The organism is Saccharopolyspora tripterygii (genome assembly GCF_054778355.1).
The window spans coordinates 23,757-39,596 of record NZ_BAAGZP010000037.1 but is presented as its reverse complement, the minus strand read 5'-3'; the positions used below and the strand labels follow the sequence as shown (position 1 = coordinate 39,596).

Below are 15,840 nucleotides of genomic sequence, written 5' to 3'. Positions count from 1 at the left end.
CCTTCACCTGTCTACGGACAACCCACCGGGACAACCTCCCCGGACATCACAACTAAAACTGGGACCGGCCGAGCACCCGCATGCAGAACCCCGCGACGGGCTAGACGGTGATGATGTCTACGCCGGGGAGGCAGCGGAAGGGGGCGAGTTCCGTCTCGCCGGCGTTGGTGTCGGTGACCAGGGTCCAGGTGGTCGGCAGCGGGGCCCAGGCGTTGAAGGGCTTCGCGCCGAGCTTGCTGCTGTCGGCGAGGATGAAGACCTCGCGGGACTGGGAGATCATCTGCTCCTTCAACCGCGTCTGCAGGAGGCTCGCCTCGCAGATGCCGTGCCGGGAGTCCAGGCCGTCCGCGCCCAGGAACGCCTTGTCCGCGGTGATCCGCGACAGCGTCAGCTCCGCCAGCGGGCCGACGAAGCCCTGGCTGATGTGCCGCAGCTCGCCGGCCAGCGACACCACCTGCACGGGGTCGGCGTCGACCAGCTCGGTCAACGCCATGACGCTGTTGGTGATCACCGTCAGCCCGGTGCGCTCCCGGAGGCGCTGCGCCAGCTTCCCGGTGGTGGTGCCCGCGTCGAGGATGACGGTGTCGCCGATGGAGACCTGCTCGGCCGCCCACTGCGCGATGCGGTCCTTCTCGGCCGAGGCCAGCGCCGTGCGCTGCCCGAGCGAGGGTTCGGCGCTGGTGGCGGGCATGGCGCCGCCGTAGGTGCGGGCGAGCTTGCCCTGGTCGGTGAGCAGCTGCAGGTCGCGCCGGATCGTCGAGGGCGTCACCGCCAGCGAGGCCGCCAGCTCCTCCACGCCGACCGCGCCCTGCTCGGTCACCAACCGCTCTATCAACGCCCGGCGCTGCCCCGCCGAGAGGCGTCCTTCGACATCCGCGCTCACGTCGCGATCCTCCCAGAAGCGGATCAAGGCCGTCCGGCCAGTGCCGCCGCCTGGCGCAGGGCCTCCAGCATGCTGCCCGCCTCAGCGTCGCCGGTGCCCGCGATGTCGAACGCGGTGCCGTGGTCGACCGAGGTGCGGATGACCGGGAGCCCGACGGTGATGTTCACCCCGGCCTCCAGCCCCAGGATCTTGACGGGGCCGTGGCCCTGGTCGTGGTACATCGCCACCACCAGGTCGAAATCGCCTCGCCCGGCCCGGAAGAACACCGTGTCGGCGGGGAGCGGACCTCGCGCGTCGATCCCGTCCGCGCGGCACGCCTGAAGCCCCGGCTCGATCTTGGCCTCCTCCTCGCCGTGCCCGAACAGCCCGTTCTCGCCCGCGTGCGGGTTGATCCCGCACACCGCGATGCGCGGTTCGGCGACACCGGAGTCGACCAGGGTGCGGTGTCCGCGTCGCACGGTGCGCTCGACGAGCCCGGGATCGATCCGCTCGATGGCGTCGACGAGCCCGATGTGGGTGGTCACGTGGATGACCCGGACCTGGCCCGTGGACAACATCATCGACACCTCCGGGACCCCGCACAGCTCCGCGAGCAGCTCGGTGTGGCCCGGGTAGCGGTGTCCGGCGGCGTGCAGCGCGGCCTTGTTCAGCGGCGCGGTGCAGATCGCCTGGACCTCCCCCGACATCGCCAGCTCGGCCGCCTCGGCCACGTACCGGTAGGCGCCTTCGCCCGCCACCGAGGACAGCTCCCCGAAGGGCAGGTCCGCCGGGATGCCGCCGAGGTCGATGACCTCGATCGCACCGGGATCGTCGGTGGCCTCGGCCGGTCCGGAGACGGGCTTGATGCGCGCGTCGATCCCGCAGATCTCGGCGGCCCGGGCCAGCCGGGCGGCGTCGCCGATCACCACCGGGCGGGCCAGGTCGCGCAACTCGGGTTCGGCCAGCGCCCGCACGATCACCTCGGGCCCGACTCCGGCGGCGTCGCCCATGGTGACGGCGATGGCAGGCAAGGTCACGCGACGGCCCTTCCGCAGCGCACCGCGGACACCGCGCGGTGCAGGGTGTCCGGTGCGCCGAAGGCACCGGCCTTGGTGATGACGTAACCGGGTTGCTTCTCGATGGTCCGCCCCAGCACCACGCCGGGTTCGAGTTCGTTGAGCAGGCGCAAACCGCTGACCCCGCGCTTGCCGAGCACGGCCCTGGCGGTCTCGCCGCCGGTGAGCACCAGCAGCCCGGCCTTCTCGGTCGCCGGGGCGCACACCTCGGCGAGCGCGGCGGTGAGCTCGCGTTCGAGCCCGGCCTTCACCGGCCCTTCGACGGTCACCAGCACGTCCCCGGTGCACAGCGCGTCGCTGAGCTGCTCGGAAATGCGCGCGAGCGCGGCGGGTTCGGCGCCCACGAGGGTGCGCGCGGGGAGCCGGCGGGTGTGGCCGAAGCGTTCGGAGAGGTAGTCGGCCTGCTGGCGGGAGACCCGGCTCGCGCTGCCGACCACGGCGAGCACCGGCCCGTCCACCGGCGGCGGGGGTTCGATGTCGTAGCCGGGGCGGATCAGCTCGGCCAGCGCGTCGGCCAGTCCCGCGGCGCCGACCCACTTCGGTTGTTCGGCCGCGGCGGAGCCCGCGGTGACCACGGCGCGCAGGTCGCTCTCCGATACCGCGTCGCAGACGACGACGTCGGCTTCGGCGAGCGATCGGGTGACGCGTTCGCGCAGTTGCGCCGGCTTTCCGCGCACCGAGGCCAGCGCGACGTGGCGGACCGCCAGCCCGTCCAGCGCGGAAGCCAGGTCCACCGGCGGCTCTCCGGGTTCGGTGTCCCAGAAGTCGGTGTGGTGCAGCGGAATTCCGTTGATGTGCACGACTCCGCCGAGGACGGTGCGGCCGGTGGCGGGCGAGGCGGGGCACACCAGGACCCCGGCTCCGTCGGCGTGCTCGACGATCGCACCGACTTCGGCCGCGATGTTGCCGCGCAGCGTGGAGTCGATCTTCTTGAAGACGACGCGGCCGTGCGCGTGCCCGTCCAGCGCTTCGTGGACGCGCTTGGCCGCGAGATCGGGTTCGATGTGCCTGCTGTCGGTGTCGGCCACGAACACCTCGGCGTCGCCGGTGTCGTCCAACGCCAGCAGGGTGCGCATTTCGCGCAGCGCGAAGGGAACTCCGGAATCACCTGCACCGCTGAGGTCATCGGCTACGACCAGGACTCGCGATCCCATGATCACCTGCTCTTCTGCTCGCCGAAACACCCAACGAGCACCCCCCGCCGGGCTTGGTTAAACCATAGAGATCGCTGCGCGAATCACGCAATAGTCCAGTCCGGGGAGTGCACAGTGCGCAACAAAGTGCGCGAATTCGGCGCGGTGCGCCGTCACTCCGCGTCGGCGGCCATCCCCGCCGGCAGGTGTTCCGAGAGCAGGTCGAGCAGGCGGTCGGCGTCCACGGGCTTGGTCAGGTACTCGGTCGCGCCCGCCGCGATGCTCTGCTCCCGGTCGCCCTTCATCGCCTTGGCCGTCACCGCGATGATCGTCAGGTCCCGGTAGCGGGGCATCTCGCGGATCATGCGGATCGCCTCGTTGCCGTCCAGCTGCGGCATCATCACGTCCATCAGGACGATGACGAGGTCGTTGTGCCTGCGCAGTTCGCTCAGCGCGCCCAGCGCGTTGTCGGCGTTGACGACCTGCAGGCCGTGCTGCTCCAGCAGCACCCGCATGGCGTGCACGCTGCGCTCGTCGTCGTCGACGACCAGCACCTTCTCCGAGTTGAACTGCAGCGCACCGCGTTGGGCGGGTTCCGCGGCGCGGTGCACGTGCGGCTGGGTGTCCTGGTTGATCAGCTCGGTGGAGCGCAGCGGCGGTTCGATGCCCTCGGCGGAGACGTCGAAGCTGTTCTCGGCGTCGGAGGGAATGCGCGGCAGCGGCGGGGTTTCCACCTCCGGCATCTCCTCGGTCTCCTCCGGCGGCGCTTCCTCGGCTTCCGGCAGCGCGGGCTGGGCCGGCGGTTCCGCCATCGATTCCGTCGACAGGTAGAGGCTGAAGGTGCTGCCCTGGCCGGGCTCGCTGCGGACCTGGAGCTCCCCGCCCAGCAGCGTGGTCAGCTCCCGGCTGATCGACAGTCCCAGGCCTGTGCCGCCGTACTTGCGCACCGTGGTCCCGTCGACCTGCTGGAACGCCTCGAACACCAGCGAGAGCTTGTCGGCGGGGATGCCGATGCCGGTGTCGCGCACGGAGAACACGATGCGCTGCCGCGCCCGGCGCAGCGCCCCGAGGTTGACCTCCGTGGGCTGGGCCGGGCGGATGCGCAGTTCGACGCTGCCGCGATCGGTGAACTTCACCGCGTTGGACAGCAGGTTCCGCACGATCTGCTCCAGGCGGCTGCGGTCGGTGTGCAGGCTCGGCGGCAGCGACGGCGCGACGACCACGTTGAAGTCCAGTCCCTTGTCGGCCGCGACCGGCCGGTACATCGACTCCACGCTGCGCGCCAGCTCCCCGATCTCGACGTCCTCGGGGAGCAGGTGCATCTGGCCCGCCTCGACCTTGGACAGGTCGAGCACGTCGTTGATCAGCTGCAGCAGGTCGGATCCGGCCTGGTGCACGGTCCTGGCCAGGTCCACCTGCTGCGGCGTGAGGTTGCCGTCCATGTTGTCGGCCAGCAGCTTGGCCAGGATCAGCACGCTGTTGAGCGGTGTGCGCAGCTCGTGGGACATGTTGGCCAGGAACTCCGACTTGTAGGCCGACGCCTGGGAGAGCTGCCGGGCCCGCTCCTCCAGCTCCTGCCTGGCCTGCTCGATCTCGATGTTCTTGAGCTCGATGTCCTTGTTCCGGCTGGCCAGCAGCGCCGCCTTGTCCTCCAGCTCGATGTTGGAGCGCTGCAGCTCGTCCTGCTGGTGCTGGAGCTGCTCGGAGCGCGCTTGCAGCTCGCTGGCCAGGTGCTGGGATTCACCCAGCAGCGCTTCGGTCCGCGTGTTGACCACGATGGTGTTGACCTCGACGCCGATCGACTCCTTGAGCCGTTCCAGCAGGTCCAGGTGCACGGAGCTGAACCGGTGGACCCCGGCGAGCTCGATGACGCCCAGGACCGCGCCCTCGAACAGCACCGGCACGATCGCCACGCTGGTCGGCGCTGACTGCCCGAGCCCGGAGGCGACCCGGATGTAGTCCGGTGGCGCGTTCTCCACCAGGATCGACTTGCGGTCGACCGCCGCCTGCCCGACCAGGGATTCGCCGAAGTCGAACCGCAGCGGCGGACCGTGACGCGGCGGCGGGTGGCCGTAGCCGGCGGCGTGCTCCAGGTATCGGTGGCCGTCCTCGGTGGTGCGGGTCAGGAAGAACGCGCCCTGCAGGGCCGACACCAGCGGCGCGAGCTCCGACATGATCAGCTGCGCGAGCGCGTCCAGGTCGTGCTGCCCCTGCATCAGCGCCGAGATCCGGGCGAGGTTCGTCTTGAGCCAGTCCTGCTCCTGGTTGGCGCGGGTCGTCTCCTTGAGATTGCTGATCATCGCGTTGATGTTGTCCTTGAGCTCGGCCACCTCGCCCGAGGCGTCCACGGTGATCTGCCTGGTCAGGTCCCCTTCGGTGACCGCCGTGGCGACCTGGGCGATGGCCCGGACCTGGGTGGTCAGGTTCCCCGCGAGCCGGTTGACGCTCTCGGTCAGCCGCCGCCACGTGCCGGAGACGTCGGCGACTTCCGCCTGACCGCCGAGCTTGCCCTCGGTGCCGACCTCCCGCGCCACCCGCGTGACCTCCGCGGCGAACGCCGAGAGCTGGTCGACCATCGTGTTGATGGTCGTCTTGAGCTCCAGGATCTCGCCGCGCGCGTTGACGTCGATCTTCTTCGACAGGTCGCCCTGCGCCACGGCGGTGGTCACCTGGGCGATGCCCCGGACCTGGTTGGTCAGGTTGTCGGCCATGATGTTGACGTTGTCGGTGAGGTCCTTCCAGATCCCCGCCACCCCGTAGACCCGAGCCTGGCCGCCGAGCTTGCCCTCGGTGCCGACCTCCCGCGCCACCCGCGTGACCTCCGCGGCGAACGCCGAGAGCTGGTCGACCATCGTGTTGATCGTGTTCTTCAGCTGCAGGATCTCGCCCTGGGCGTCCACGTCGATCTTCTGCGTCAGATCGCCCGCGGCCACCGCCGTGGCGACCTGCGCGATGTCGCGGACCTGGCTGGTGAGGTTGTCGGCCATGAAGTTCACCGAGTCCGCCGCCAGCGCCCAGCCACCCTCCACGTCGCCGTCCAGCGACACCGGGGCGACCGGCAGCTGACCGCGCGCCACCGACTCCCCCACCCGCTGCAGCTCGCCCGCCAGCCGCTGGTTGCGCTCGGCGACCTCGTTGTAGATCGCGGCGGCCTCGGCGGCGGGACCGTCACCGCTGACCACCAGGCGGCGCCGGAAGTTGCCGTCGCGCAGCTCGCGGAGCGCGGGCAGCAACCTCGCCAGCACCTGCTCGGCGTCGTCGCGGTCCGGCGGTTGTGTCATGAACGACCTCCCCCGAGGAGCTCCCACGCTCAGTGCTTGTTGCGGGAATCGCGGTCCAGCCGCAGCTCGGTCGCCAGGACCGCAGCCTCGCTGCGGTGCCGCATCGCGAGCTTGGCCAGCATCTGCGACACGTAGTTCTTGATGGTCTTCTCCGCCAGGACCATCCGCTCGGCGATCTCGCGGTTGGTCATCCCCTCCCCGATGAGCTCCAGCACCTGGCGCTCCCGCGCGGTCAGCTCGCGCAGCGGATCGGCCTTCTCCTGCTCCTTGCGCAGCCAGTTGAGCATCGCCTCGGTCCGCTGCGGGCTCAGCAACGACTTGCCCGCGCCGACCGTGCGCAGCGCGCTGACCAGCTCCTCGCTGACCACGCCCTTGAGCACGAAACCGCTGGCCCCGGCCATGATCGCGTCCATCAGCGCCTCGTGGTCGTCGAACGAGGTCAGCATCAGGCAGCGCAGCTCCGGCAGCTGCGACCGGAGCTCGCGGCAGAGCTCGACGCCGTTGCCGTCGGGCAACCGGACGTCGAGCACCGCCACCTGCGGGTTCTTCTTCGGCACCCAGGCCAGGGCCTCGGCGACGCTGGCCGCCTCGCCGACCAGTTCCAGGTCTTCCTCGGCGCCGACCAGCGCGGCGATGCCACGCCTGATCACGTCGTGGTCGTCGACCACGAACACCCGTGTCGTCATCTCACTTCCCGGCGCAGATGGTCTCCACGAAGTGCGCGAGCTGGTCGTCGCCGAGGTGCTGGGCCAGGTCCGCCTCGCTGATCATGCCCACCAGGCGGTGGTCGGCGATGACCGGCATCCGGCGGATCCTGTGGTCTTCCATCATCGTCAGCACCTGGTCGACGTCGGACCGCGCGTCGACCCAGTGTGGCGCGCCTTGAGCCATCTCGCCCGCTTGGACCTGCGCGGGGTCGCGTCCCTGCGCGCAGCAGCGCAGCACGATGTCGCGATCGGTGAGGATTCCGTGCAGGCGGTCGTCCTGCCCGCAGATCGGCAGCGAACCGACGTCGAGATCGCGCATCATCTGCGCGGCCTGGAACAGGCTCTCGTTCTCGCCGATGCACTGGGCACCGGGGTGCATGATGTCGCCGGCGGTGGGCATGATCGGTCCTCCTCGCGTTCGTCGGGACCGTCGCGCCTTACCCGAGGCTCGTGAGACCGAAACCGCGACGTCCGCGACCGTCAGGGTGCGCCCGGCGCCTTCAGTACTCGCGCATCAACCTGTCGAACGCGGCGTTGGCCGCGGCCCACTCCAGGGTCAGCACCTCCGCAGGCACCTCCGAGCGCGGTTCGGCGTCGACGATGACGGCGAAGCCGCGGTCGGCGACCCGGCGGCGCAGCTGCACCAAGCGCCCCCCGGCCGACCGGCCGATGCGCTCACCCTGGTCGTTGGACTCGATCTGCCCCGGTTTCAAGGTCGTTGAGCTGAATCTCGCCATGCCCTCATTGCACCTCACCGGGTCAAGCCCGGCAGCGCGCGAAACGCCCGCCCGGTGCCGGACCGGGCGGGCGTCGCAGGGGATTCTCCGGCTACCGCGCCGAGGTGCGGAACCGGCGCAACCGGAGGCTGTTGCTGACCACGAACAGCGAGCTGAAGGCCATCGCGGCACCGGCAATCATGGGGTTGAGCAGCCCCGCCGCCGCCAGCGGCAGCGCCGCGACGTTGTAGGCCAGCGCCCAGAACATGTTGCCCCTGATGGTCGTCAGCGTCCGCCGCGACAGCCGGATCGCGTCGACCGCGGCGCGCAGGTCACCGCGCACCAGGGTCAGGTCGCCCGCCTCGATGGCGATGTCGGTCCCGGTTCCCATCGACAGGCCGAGGTCGGCCTGCGCCAGGGCCGCGGCGTCGTTGACGCCGTCACCGACCATCGCCACCGCCTTGCCCTCGCCCTGCAGCCGCGTGACGACCTCGACCTTGTCGGCCGGCATGACCTCGGCGATCACCTCGGTGATGCCGACCTGCGCGGCCACCGCTCCGGCGACGGCCGCGTTGTCGCCGGTGAGCAGGACCGGTGTCAGGCCGAGCTCGCGCAGCTGCGAGATCGCCTGCTGGGAGGTCGGTTTCACCGTGTCGGCCACGACCAGCACCGCGCGCACCGCGCCGTCCCAGGCGAGCACCACCGCGGTCTTGCCGTCGGCCTCGGCGGACGCCTTGGCCTCGGCGAGCGGACCGTCGAGGTGCAGGCCCCACTGCTCCAGCAGCGCCGCACGTCCGGCCAGCACGGCGCGGCCCTCGACGACGCCTCGGACGCCGAGCCCTTCGAGGTTCGCGAACTCCACGACCTCCGGGAGCTCGCCGACCTGCTGGCGCGCACCGGTGGTGATGGCGCGGGCGATCGGGTGCTCGGAGGCGTTCTCCACGGCGCCGGCGACGCGCAGCACCTCGTCCCGGGCGGTGCCCTCGGCGGTGTGCGCGTCCAGCAGCTGCATCCGGCCGGTGGTGACCGTTCCGGTCTTGTCCAGCACGACCGTGTCGATGCGCCTGGTCGACTCCAGGACCTCGGGGCCCTTGATGAGCACGCCCAGCTGCGCGCCCCGGCCGGTTCCGACCAGCAGGGCGGTCGGAGTGGCCAGGCCCAGCGCGCACGGACAGGCGATGATCAGCACCGCCACGGCCGCGGTGAACGCGGCGGTCGCGGGGGCTCCCGCGAGCAGCCAGCCCGCCAGCGTCAGGAGGGCGAGGCCGATGACGATCGGCACGAACACCGCGGAAACCCGGTCCGCGAGGCGCTGGATCTGCGCCTTGCCGGTCTGGGCCTCCTCGACCATCCGCGCCATCTGCGAGAGCTGCGTGCCGGAGCCGATCTGGGTGGCGCGCACGACCAGCCGTCCGCCCGCGTTGACGGTGGCCCCCACGACCGCGTCGCCGGGACCGACCTCGACGGGCACGGACTCGCCGGTGAGCATCGAGGCATCGACGGCGGAGCCGCCCTCCTCGACCACCCCGTCCGTGGCGATCTTCTCGCCGGGCCGCACCACGAAGCGGTCCCCCACCACCAGCTGGTCGGTGGGCACCCGGACCTCGTCGCCGCCCCGCAGCACCGCCACGTCCTTGGCCCCGAGCTCCAGCAGGGCGCGCAGCGCCGCACCGGCGCGGCGCTTGGCCCGGGCCTCGAAGTAGCGCCCGGCCAGCACGAACGTGGTGACCGCTGCGGCGACCTCCAGGTAGATCGAACTCGTGGCGTCGCCGCGCTCGATGGTCAGCGTGAACGGGTGGGTCATGCCCGGCATGCCCGCGTTGCCCAGCAGCAGCGCGTAGAGCGACCAGGCGAAGGCGGCGAGCGTCCCCATCGACACCAGGGTGTCCATGGTCGCGGCGCCGTGGCGCAGGTTCACCAGCGCGGCCTTGTGCAGCGGCCACCCACCCACGAGGACCACCGGCGCGGCCAGCACGAGCGAGATCCACTGCCAGTAGGTGAACTGCCACGCAGGCACCATCGACAGCAGCACGACCGGGATCGACAGGAGCAGCGAGCCGAGCAGCCGCTGCCGCAGCGCGTCCGCCGGTTCGTCCTCCCGCGGTTCGGCGGTGGGCAGCGCGGCGCCGTAACCGGCGGCTTCGACGACCTCGACCAGGCGCTGCGGGTCGACCTCCTCGGAGGCCGTGACCTGGGCCTTCTCGGTGGCGTAGTTGACGCTGGCGGCGACACCGTCGAGCTTGTTGAGCTTGCGCTCGATCCGGTTCGCGCACGAAGCGCACGTCATTCCCGAGATCGCCAGCTCCACGGTCCGGCTCGCGGAGTGCTCCACCGCGGTCATGTCGGCCCCCTCCCCACCATCGACCGAGGTCATGAGGCCAGCTCGTAACCGGCCTCTTCGACGGCCTCGCGCACGGCTGCTTCCTCCGCGCTCCCGACGACCTTGACGGCGCCGCTGGCCAGGTCGACCGACACGTCGGTCACGCCGTCCAGGGCCCCGACCTCCTCGGTCACCGAAGCCACGCAGTGCTGGCAGGTCATCCCGGTCACGCGGTAGGTCGTCTCACTCATCGGGTCTTCCCTCTCGATTCGCGGGTTGGGCACGTCGGCGCCCGGCGCCGACACCACGAATCTATACCCCCTAGGGGTACCACTTCAAGGGAGGCTCGCCCCCGATCCAGATACCCCTGAGGGGTAGGACCACCTGCGGCGAGGCCGGGAACGACCCCGGCCTCGCCCTCCAGCTCAGGCGGTGACGACCTGGTCGCCCTCGATCCGGACCGGGATCGCGGCCAAGGGGCGGTCCGCAGGCCCCTTCCTCACCGCGCCCGACGCGGCGTCGAAGACCGAACCGTGGCAGGGGCAGGTCAGCTCGGCGCCCGCGGGCTTGACCGGGCAGCCCTTGTGCGTGCACGCGGCGTCGAACGCCGCCACGGCGGACTGGTCCGGCCTGGCCACTATGGCCTGCCTGCCGTCGGCCGTCCGCACCGGGATCGCTCCCCCGACGGGGATCGATGCCAGCGGGGTCAGCGACTGCCCGGCGGGCGCGGGCGGCGGGTTGTTGGCGGGCGGCTGCGGGGCGTCCCCACCACCGCAGGCCGACAGCGCGGCGGCACCGGCGACGGCACCACCGGCGGCGAGAACGGAGCGGCGGGAGCGTGTCTCATCAGTCATGCGCTCGAACACGAGGCCGTGGGCGAATCGGTTCAATTCCGTTCGAAATTGAACCGAACCCCCTGACTCCGCGTGTTGACTCCCGTACGGGAACTTCCGGCGGTGGCAGGAGCGTGGCGATGGTCGGGTGGATGTTGCGAGCACTGGTGGCGCTGGGCCTGCTGGGCTCGGCGTGGGTGCACTGGGTGGTCTGGCTGGACTGGGCGGGCGACATGCCCGTCGTCGGCCCGTCCTTCCTGATCAACGTCGTGGCCGGCGTCGTGATCGCGATCGCCGTGCTCGCCTGGCGCTCACCGCTGCCGGTCCTGGCGGCCATCGGCTTCGGCCTGGCCACCCTCGCCGCCTACGCGCTATCGCTGACCGTCGGGTTCTTCGGCGTCCAGGAGCAGTTCGCCACCTCCGAGGAGGTCTGGGGCCTGATCACCGAGCTCGGCTGCGTGCTGTTCGGCACCGCGCTGCTGCTCACCCGCGATAGCTCCCGGGCCGCGGTGTGACCGACGGCCCCGAACCGCAGCTGATGCGCGTGCTGCACGACCAGCACGCACCTGCGCTGCGGTCCTACGCGCTGCAGCTGACCAGCGGCGACCGGGCCCGCGCCGAGGACGTCGTGCAGGAGACGCTGCTGCGCGCATGGCGGCACCCGAAGGTCCTCGACCAGTCCGAGCGCTCCGCCCGCTCCTGGCTGCTCACCGTGGCCCGGCGGATCGCCATCGACGAGTGGCGCACCGGCACCTCCCGCGTGGAGGTCATGACCGACGCCCCGCCGGAGCCGGTCGGGGACGACGACGCCGAGCGAGCCGTGCAGGGCTGGCTGGTCGCCGACGCCCTCGGCGAGCTCAGCGCCAGGCACCGCGAAGTGCTCGCCTTGTGCTTCTACCAGGGCATGTCGGTCGCCGATGCCGCCTCCCGGCTCGGCGTCCCGGAAGGGACGATCAAGTCCCGGACGCACTACGCGTTGCGCGCACTGCGCCTGGCGCTCGAGGAGAGGGGCGTGACGCGGTGAACCAGCCACGAGACCCGCACTCGGATCCGTTCGCCCACTTCGACGCCGCCTACGTGCTCGGTGCGCTCTCACCCGAGGACAGAGCCGCGTTCGAGCGGCACCTGGCCGGTTGTGCGCACTGCACCACCGCCGTCGGACAGCTGGCCGGGCTGCCCGGGCTGCTCGCGCAGGTGGACCCCGCCCAGTGCGACGGCGCCGCCGAACCCGCCGACCGGCTGCCCGAGCTGCTCGCCGAAGTGCGCAGCAGCAGAGCGCGGCGCGTCGCGGCGACCGCGGCAGCAGGCGTGGTCGCCCTGGCCGCCTGCGCGGCGATGGCGTTCTCCACCCGGCTCACCGATTCCGGCCCCGGGACCGAGATGACCGCGCTGGGCGCCTACCCGGTCGCGGCCAGCGTCAACCTCAGCGACCTGCCCTCGGGAACCCGCGTCGACGTGGACTGCGAGTACCAGGGCGGGCGTGGCGGCGACTACGTCCTGGTCGTCGTGCGCCGCGACGGCAGCACCGAGGAGCTGGCGAGGTGGTTCGCGATGCCCGACAACAACGCGGTGCTGAAGGTGACGACGCCGTTGCGGCGCAACGAGATCCGGTCGCTGGAGCTGCGCACGCCCAACGGTCCCGCGCTGCTGACGCTGCCGGTCACGCGGTGACGCGGTGGTCATCGACCAGCGCCTTGGCCCGCGTCAGCAGCTCCTCCGGCAACGCCGCCGGGGAGAGCCCGAACTCGCGGTCGTACGCGGCGATGAGCGAGTCCTCGAACCCCGCCACCGAGCCGCCCGGCGCCTCGTCGGCGATCGAGCCAACGGAGTCGTCGTCGAAGGGCAGGTCCAGGGCTCGGTAGATCTCGGTGAGCAGCGGGCGCAGCACGTCGGCGTCGTCGAGGATCGCCACCGCGCTGAACAACCACGCACCGCGCACCATCCGCTGCGCCGTGCCGACGAGCTTCACCCGGCCCCGGGCGTTCACGCTGTGCGCGCCCGGGCAGTACTCGCCGGGGACGGCCCCGACCTGGGCATCGACCCCGTGCGCGGCCAGCACCCCGGACCACAGCTCGGCGTAGCCGACGAACCGCTCGTCCATCCCCGCGAGCCTGCCCTGATCGGGACCAGCGTGGTCGACGACCAGCGAGTTCTCGGTGTAGGCCACGGCCCGTCCGCCCGGCGCGCGCAACACCGGCGTGAACCCCGCCTCGCGTGCCACGGCGACGGCTTCCGGGAACCCGCGCAGGAGGCTGTCCCGGCGCCCGAAGGCGACCACCCGGGCATCGGGCCGGTAGACCCGCAGCACCGCGGAGGACTCGCCTTCGCTGATCCGCCGCAGCATGGCGTGCGCGGTCGCGACCTCCCACGCCTGATCCCCGGCCACGCCCAACGGCCCGCGCAACAACTCCACGACGGCAGTCTACGCAGCGCAGACACCCGCCCTCGGCTCCCGTCGTCCGACAATGACCCTCGGCTCCCGCCGTCCGGGTATGGGGTGGGGGAAGTTTTCATGAAAACTTCCCTCCACCCCACCTCCACCACTGGACTCCGGCCCGAGAACCCAGCGGAGAACCAGTGCGGTTCCGTCAGTCCAGCAGCGGGGTTCCGTTGAACACCGCGAGCTCCTCGCGGTAGAACTCCAGCCCGATCCCGTTCGGGTCGCGGATGTAGAGGCTGTCGTCGATCCCGCGATCCGGCCCCACGTAGGTGATCCCGGCGTCGTCGAGGCGCGTGCGGGCGGCGGCGAAGTTCTCCGCATCGGTCGACAGCGCGATGTGCTGAACCGCGCCGATCGTCTCCTCGAACGGCGGGTGGTCGTGGCCCGGGAAGTCGAAGAACCCCAGCAGGTTGCGGTTGCCGACGTCGAAGAAGAAGTGGCTGGAGCCCGCGTAGTCGCGGTTCTCCACCAGCTCGACCAGCGGGAAGCCCAGCAGCTCCTGGTAGAAGCGGATCGTCTCCTCGACGTCCTTGCAGATCAGCGCGACGTGGTGGAAGCCCCGGACGGTGGGCGCCGGACGTTCCGCGCCGGCGATCAGGTACTGGTCGCGGAGCTCGTCGCGACGAGCCCGGATCGCCTCCAGCTCGGACCCTTCAGGCTGCGGCATGGTCAAACTCCTTTCGATTTCAACCAATATTAGGCCACTCCCCCGTCACACCGGTCGATCGACGACGCCGAGCCCGGTCTCATGAGCGATGTGGTCGGCGTTCCGCCGTGTCACGCTGAGCTCGTGAACGAGAGTCGGCTGGCGACGTACCGGCGGATGCGCGACTTCGAGCGCACCGCCGAGCCGCGCGGCGACGGGGCCACCGGAACCGGTGACCGGTTCGTCGTGCAGCGCCACCGCGCCCGGCGCAGGCACTACGACCTGCGGCTGGAGTTCGACGGCGCGCTGTGGAGCTGGGCGGTGCCCAAGGGGCCGACGCTGGACGCCTCGGTGCGCAGGATGGCGGTGCAGGTCGAGGACCACCCGCTGGAGTACGCGGACTTCGAGGGCATCATCCCCGCCGGTGAGTACGGCGGCGGCGACGTGATCGTGTGGGACCGGGGCACGTGGACGCCGGGCGAGGACGATCCGGCCGCAGCGCTCGAAGCGGGCACCTTGCACTTCGACCTCGACGGGCAGAAGCTGCGCGGCCGGTTCGTCCTCGTCCGCCGCGGCGAGAAGCAGTGGCTGCTGCTGCACAAGCACGACGAGCACGCCGAGGACGGCTGGGACCCCGAAGAACACCCGGCGTCGGTCAAGAGCGGGCGCACCAACGAGGAGGTCGCCGCCGCACCGGACGCCGTGTGGCACGCCGAGCTGCCCGCCGACCAGGCCGAGGTCCGGCTCCGGCCGAGGTGGGATCCGCCCACCGATGCCGAGCTCGACGAGCTGGCGGCCCTGAAGTCCAAGGGGACCTGGACCTTGCAGGGCCACCGGGTCTCGCTGACCAACCTGGACAAGGTCCTGTTCCCGGGGCGCGACGGCGAGGAGCCGATCACCAAGCGGGAGCTGGTCGCCTACTACGCGCGCATCGCGCCGGTGATGCTGCCGTACCTGGCCGACCGGGCGCTCAACAGCCACCGCTTCCCCAACGGCGTTGATGCGGCGGGCTTCTGGCACAAGGAAGCGCCGAGCCACGCGCCGGACTGGCTGAGCACCTGGGAGTACCCGGCCGCCGACCCCGACGACGTCCAGCGCTACATCGTCCCCGACAGCCCGGCCGCGCTGGCGTGGCTGGCCAACTACGCCGCGCTGGAACTGCACCCGTGGACCTCCCCGACCAGCGACGTCGAGCACCCGAGCTGGGCGCTGTTCGACATCGACCCCGGCGAGCTGACGAGCTTCGACGAGGTGCTGACGCTGGCACGGCTGCACCGAGCGGCGATGGATCACCTGGGAGTCGTCGCGAAGCCGAAGGTGACCGGGCAGCGCGGGATCCAGATCTGGGTGCCCATCGAACCCCGCTACACCTACGCCGAGACCCGCGAGTGGGTGGAGAAGGTCTCGCGCGCCGTCGGCAACACCGTCCCCGAGCTGATCAGCTGGGCGTGGACGAAGTCGGAACGCCGCGGCCTGGCACGGCTCGACTACACCCAGAACGTCCTCAACAAGACCTTGGTCGCCCCCTACAGCGCCCGTCCGCGCCCCGGCGCCCCGGTCTCGGTCCCGCTGGAGTGGGATGAGCTCGACGACCCCGGCCTCACCCCGGACCGCTGGACCATCCGCACAGTCCTCGACCGCATCAACACCACGGGCGACCCCTTCGCCGACCTCCTCGGCCAGTGCCAACCCCTACCCCCGGTCTGACGCCACCACCTCCCGCCGAAGCCCCCGATTTCCCAGATTTAATTTCACTCCACACTGAACTCATCATCACTACCAAATTTTCCCACCACACCCGACGCAACCCCACAACCAGCACGTTT

Annotated in this window: 15 protein-coding genes and 1 pseudogene; 4 read left to right on the top strand and 12 right to left on the bottom strand. The window is 71.1% G+C overall.

The genetic code is table 11. The annotated features are described in order from the left end of the window. Positions 1-100: 100 nt before the first annotated feature. The 10 genes and pseudogenes from ACYVF3_RS26725 to ACYVF3_RS26680 all read right to left on the bottom strand — a co-directional run bounded on the left by ACYVF3_RS26725 (position 101) and on the right by ACYVF3_RS26680 (position 10,949). The gene (locus tag ACYVF3_RS26725; RefSeq protein WP_461157012.1) at positions 101-883 is read right to left on the bottom strand and encodes a DeoR/GlpR family DNA-binding transcription regulator; all 783 of its coding nucleotides are present in this window, start codon (positions 881-883) and stop codon (positions 101-103) included. A gap of 23 nt (positions 884-906) precedes the next feature. Further along, entirely contained in the window at positions 907-1,899 is a 993-nt protein-coding gene (gene pdxA, locus ACYVF3_RS26720; RefSeq protein ID WP_461157011.1) for a 4-hydroxythreonine-4-phosphate dehydrogenase PdxA, read from the bottom strand. Continuing rightward, positions 1,896-3,092, bottom strand: coding sequence for a four-carbon acid sugar kinase family protein (locus tag ACYVF3_RS26715; protein ID WP_461157010.1), 1,197 nt, complete (start codon positions 3,090-3,092; stop codon positions 1,896-1,898). Before ACYVF3_RS26715 ends, pdxA begins: the two co-directional genes overlap by 4 nt. A gap of 152 nt (positions 3,093-3,244) precedes the next feature. Further along, positions 3,245-6,274, bottom strand: a pseudogene (locus tag ACYVF3_RS26710) (HAMP domain-containing protein); the annotation flags it as partial. 107 nt (positions 6,275-6,381) lie between these two features. Next, positions 6,382-7,038, bottom strand: coding sequence for a response regulator (locus tag ACYVF3_RS26705; protein WP_461157009.1), 657 nt, complete (start codon positions 7,036-7,038; stop codon positions 6,382-6,384). A 1-nt stretch (position 7,039) separates the two neighbouring features. Further along, on the bottom strand, positions 7,040-7,459 hold the full coding sequence (locus ACYVF3_RS26700; protein WP_461157008.1) for a CBS domain-containing protein: 420 nt from the start codon (positions 7,457-7,459) through the stop codon (positions 7,040-7,042). A gap of 100 nt (positions 7,460-7,559) precedes the next feature. Beyond that, the gene (locus tag ACYVF3_RS26695) at positions 7,560-7,796 is read right to left on the bottom strand and encodes a hypothetical protein (protein ID WP_461157007.1); all 237 of its coding nucleotides are present in this window, start codon (positions 7,794-7,796) and stop codon (positions 7,560-7,562) included. Positions 7,797-7,887: 91 nt separating this feature from the next. Next, positions 7,888-10,116 carry a heavy metal translocating P-type ATPase gene (locus ACYVF3_RS26690; protein ID WP_461157016.1) on the bottom strand — a complete coding sequence of 743 codons (2,229 nt, stop codon included), beginning with the start codon at positions 10,114-10,116 and terminating at the stop codon, positions 7,888-7,890. A gap of 29 nt (positions 10,117-10,145) precedes the next feature. Continuing rightward, a complete protein-coding gene (locus ACYVF3_RS26685) occupies positions 10,146-10,346 on the bottom strand; it encodes a heavy-metal-associated domain-containing protein (RefSeq protein ID WP_461157006.1) in 201 nt (66 codons plus the stop codon). A 174-nt stretch (positions 10,347-10,520) separates the two neighbouring features. Continuing rightward, on the bottom strand, positions 10,521-10,949 hold the full coding sequence (locus ACYVF3_RS26680) for a Rieske (2Fe-2S) protein (protein ID WP_461157005.1): 429 nt from the start codon (positions 10,947-10,949) through the stop codon (positions 10,521-10,523). Positions 10,950-11,068: 119 nt separating this feature from the next. Here ACYVF3_RS26680 and ACYVF3_RS26675 point away from each other — a divergent pair, with 119 nt between their 5' ends. The 3 genes from ACYVF3_RS26675 to ACYVF3_RS26665 are packed head-to-tail and all read left to right on the top strand — an operon-like array spanning position 11,069 to position 12,599. Further along, positions 11,069-11,443, top strand: coding sequence for a hypothetical protein (locus tag ACYVF3_RS26675; RefSeq protein WP_461157004.1), 375 nt, complete (start codon positions 11,069-11,071; stop codon positions 11,441-11,443). Between the two features lie 23 nt (positions 11,444-11,466). Continuing rightward, positions 11,467-11,952: a sigma-70 family RNA polymerase sigma factor gene (locus ACYVF3_RS26670; protein WP_461157015.1), complete on the top strand. Its 486-nt coding sequence runs from the start codon at positions 11,467-11,469 to the stop codon at positions 11,950-11,952. Beyond that, positions 11,949-12,599 (top strand): zf-HC2 domain-containing protein, encoded by a 651-nt coding sequence (locus ACYVF3_RS26665; protein WP_461157003.1) that lies wholly within the window; start codon positions 11,949-11,951, stop codon positions 12,597-12,599. Before ACYVF3_RS26670 ends, ACYVF3_RS26665 begins: the two co-directional genes overlap by 4 nt. Here ACYVF3_RS26665 and ACYVF3_RS26660 read toward each other — a convergent pair. Both ACYVF3_RS26660 and ACYVF3_RS26655 read right to left on the bottom strand, forming a co-directional pair. Next, a complete protein-coding gene (locus ACYVF3_RS26660) occupies positions 12,589-13,341 on the bottom strand; it encodes a lipoate--protein ligase family protein (protein WP_461157002.1) in 753 nt (250 codons plus the stop codon). The genes ACYVF3_RS26665 and ACYVF3_RS26660 overlap by 11 nt on opposite strands. 175 nt (positions 13,342-13,516) lie before the next feature. Next, positions 13,517-14,035 (bottom strand): VOC family protein, encoded by a 519-nt coding sequence (locus ACYVF3_RS26655; RefSeq protein WP_461157001.1) that lies wholly within the window; start codon positions 14,033-14,035, stop codon positions 13,517-13,519. A 123-nt stretch (positions 14,036-14,158) separates the two neighbouring features. Here ACYVF3_RS26655 and ligD point away from each other — a divergent pair, with 123 nt between their 5' ends. Beyond that, complete coding sequence (gene ligD, locus ACYVF3_RS26650) at positions 14,159-15,721, top strand: non-homologous end-joining DNA ligase (protein WP_461157000.1); 1,563 nt, start codon at positions 14,159-14,161, stop codon at positions 15,719-15,721. Positions 15,722-15,840: the final 119 nt, after the last annotated feature.

Excerpts from the sequence above, each read along its gene's own strand:
- ACYVF3_RS26715 (WP_461157010.1), bottom strand. The coding sequence starts at position 3,092 with ATGGGATCGCGAGTCCTGGTCGTAGCCGATGACCTCAGCGGTGCAGGT.
- ACYVF3_RS26705 (WP_461157009.1), bottom strand. The coding sequence starts at position 7,038 with ATGACGACACGGGTGTTCGTGGTCGACGACCACGACGTGATCAGGCGT.
- ACYVF3_RS26700 (WP_461157008.1), bottom strand. The coding sequence starts at position 7,459 with ATGCCCACCGCCGGCGACATCATGCACCCCGGTGCCCAGTGCATCGGC.
- ACYVF3_RS26695 (WP_461157007.1), bottom strand. The coding sequence starts at position 7,796 with ATGGCGAGATTCAGCTCAACGACCTTGAAACCGGGGCAGATCGAGTCC.
- ACYVF3_RS26690 (WP_461157016.1), bottom strand. The coding sequence starts at position 10,116 with ATGACCGCGGTGGAGCACTCCGCGAGCCGGACCGTGGAGCTGGCGATC.
- ACYVF3_RS26685 (WP_461157006.1), bottom strand. The coding sequence starts at position 10,346 with ATGAGTGAGACGACCTACCGCGTGACCGGGATGACCTGCCAGCACTGC.
- ACYVF3_RS26680 (WP_461157005.1), bottom strand. The coding sequence starts at position 10,949 with ATGACTGATGAGACACGCTCCCGCCGCTCCGTTCTCGCCGCCGGTGGT.
- ACYVF3_RS26675 (WP_461157004.1), top strand. The coding sequence starts at position 11,069 with ATGGTCGGGTGGATGTTGCGAGCACTGGTGGCGCTGGGCCTGCTGGGC.
- ACYVF3_RS26670 (WP_461157015.1), top strand. The coding sequence starts at position 11,467 with ATGCGCGTGCTGCACGACCAGCACGCACCTGCGCTGCGGTCCTACGCG.
- ACYVF3_RS26655 (WP_461157001.1), bottom strand. The coding sequence starts at position 14,035 with ATGCCGCAGCCTGAAGGGTCCGAGCTGGAGGCGATCCGGGCTCGTCGC.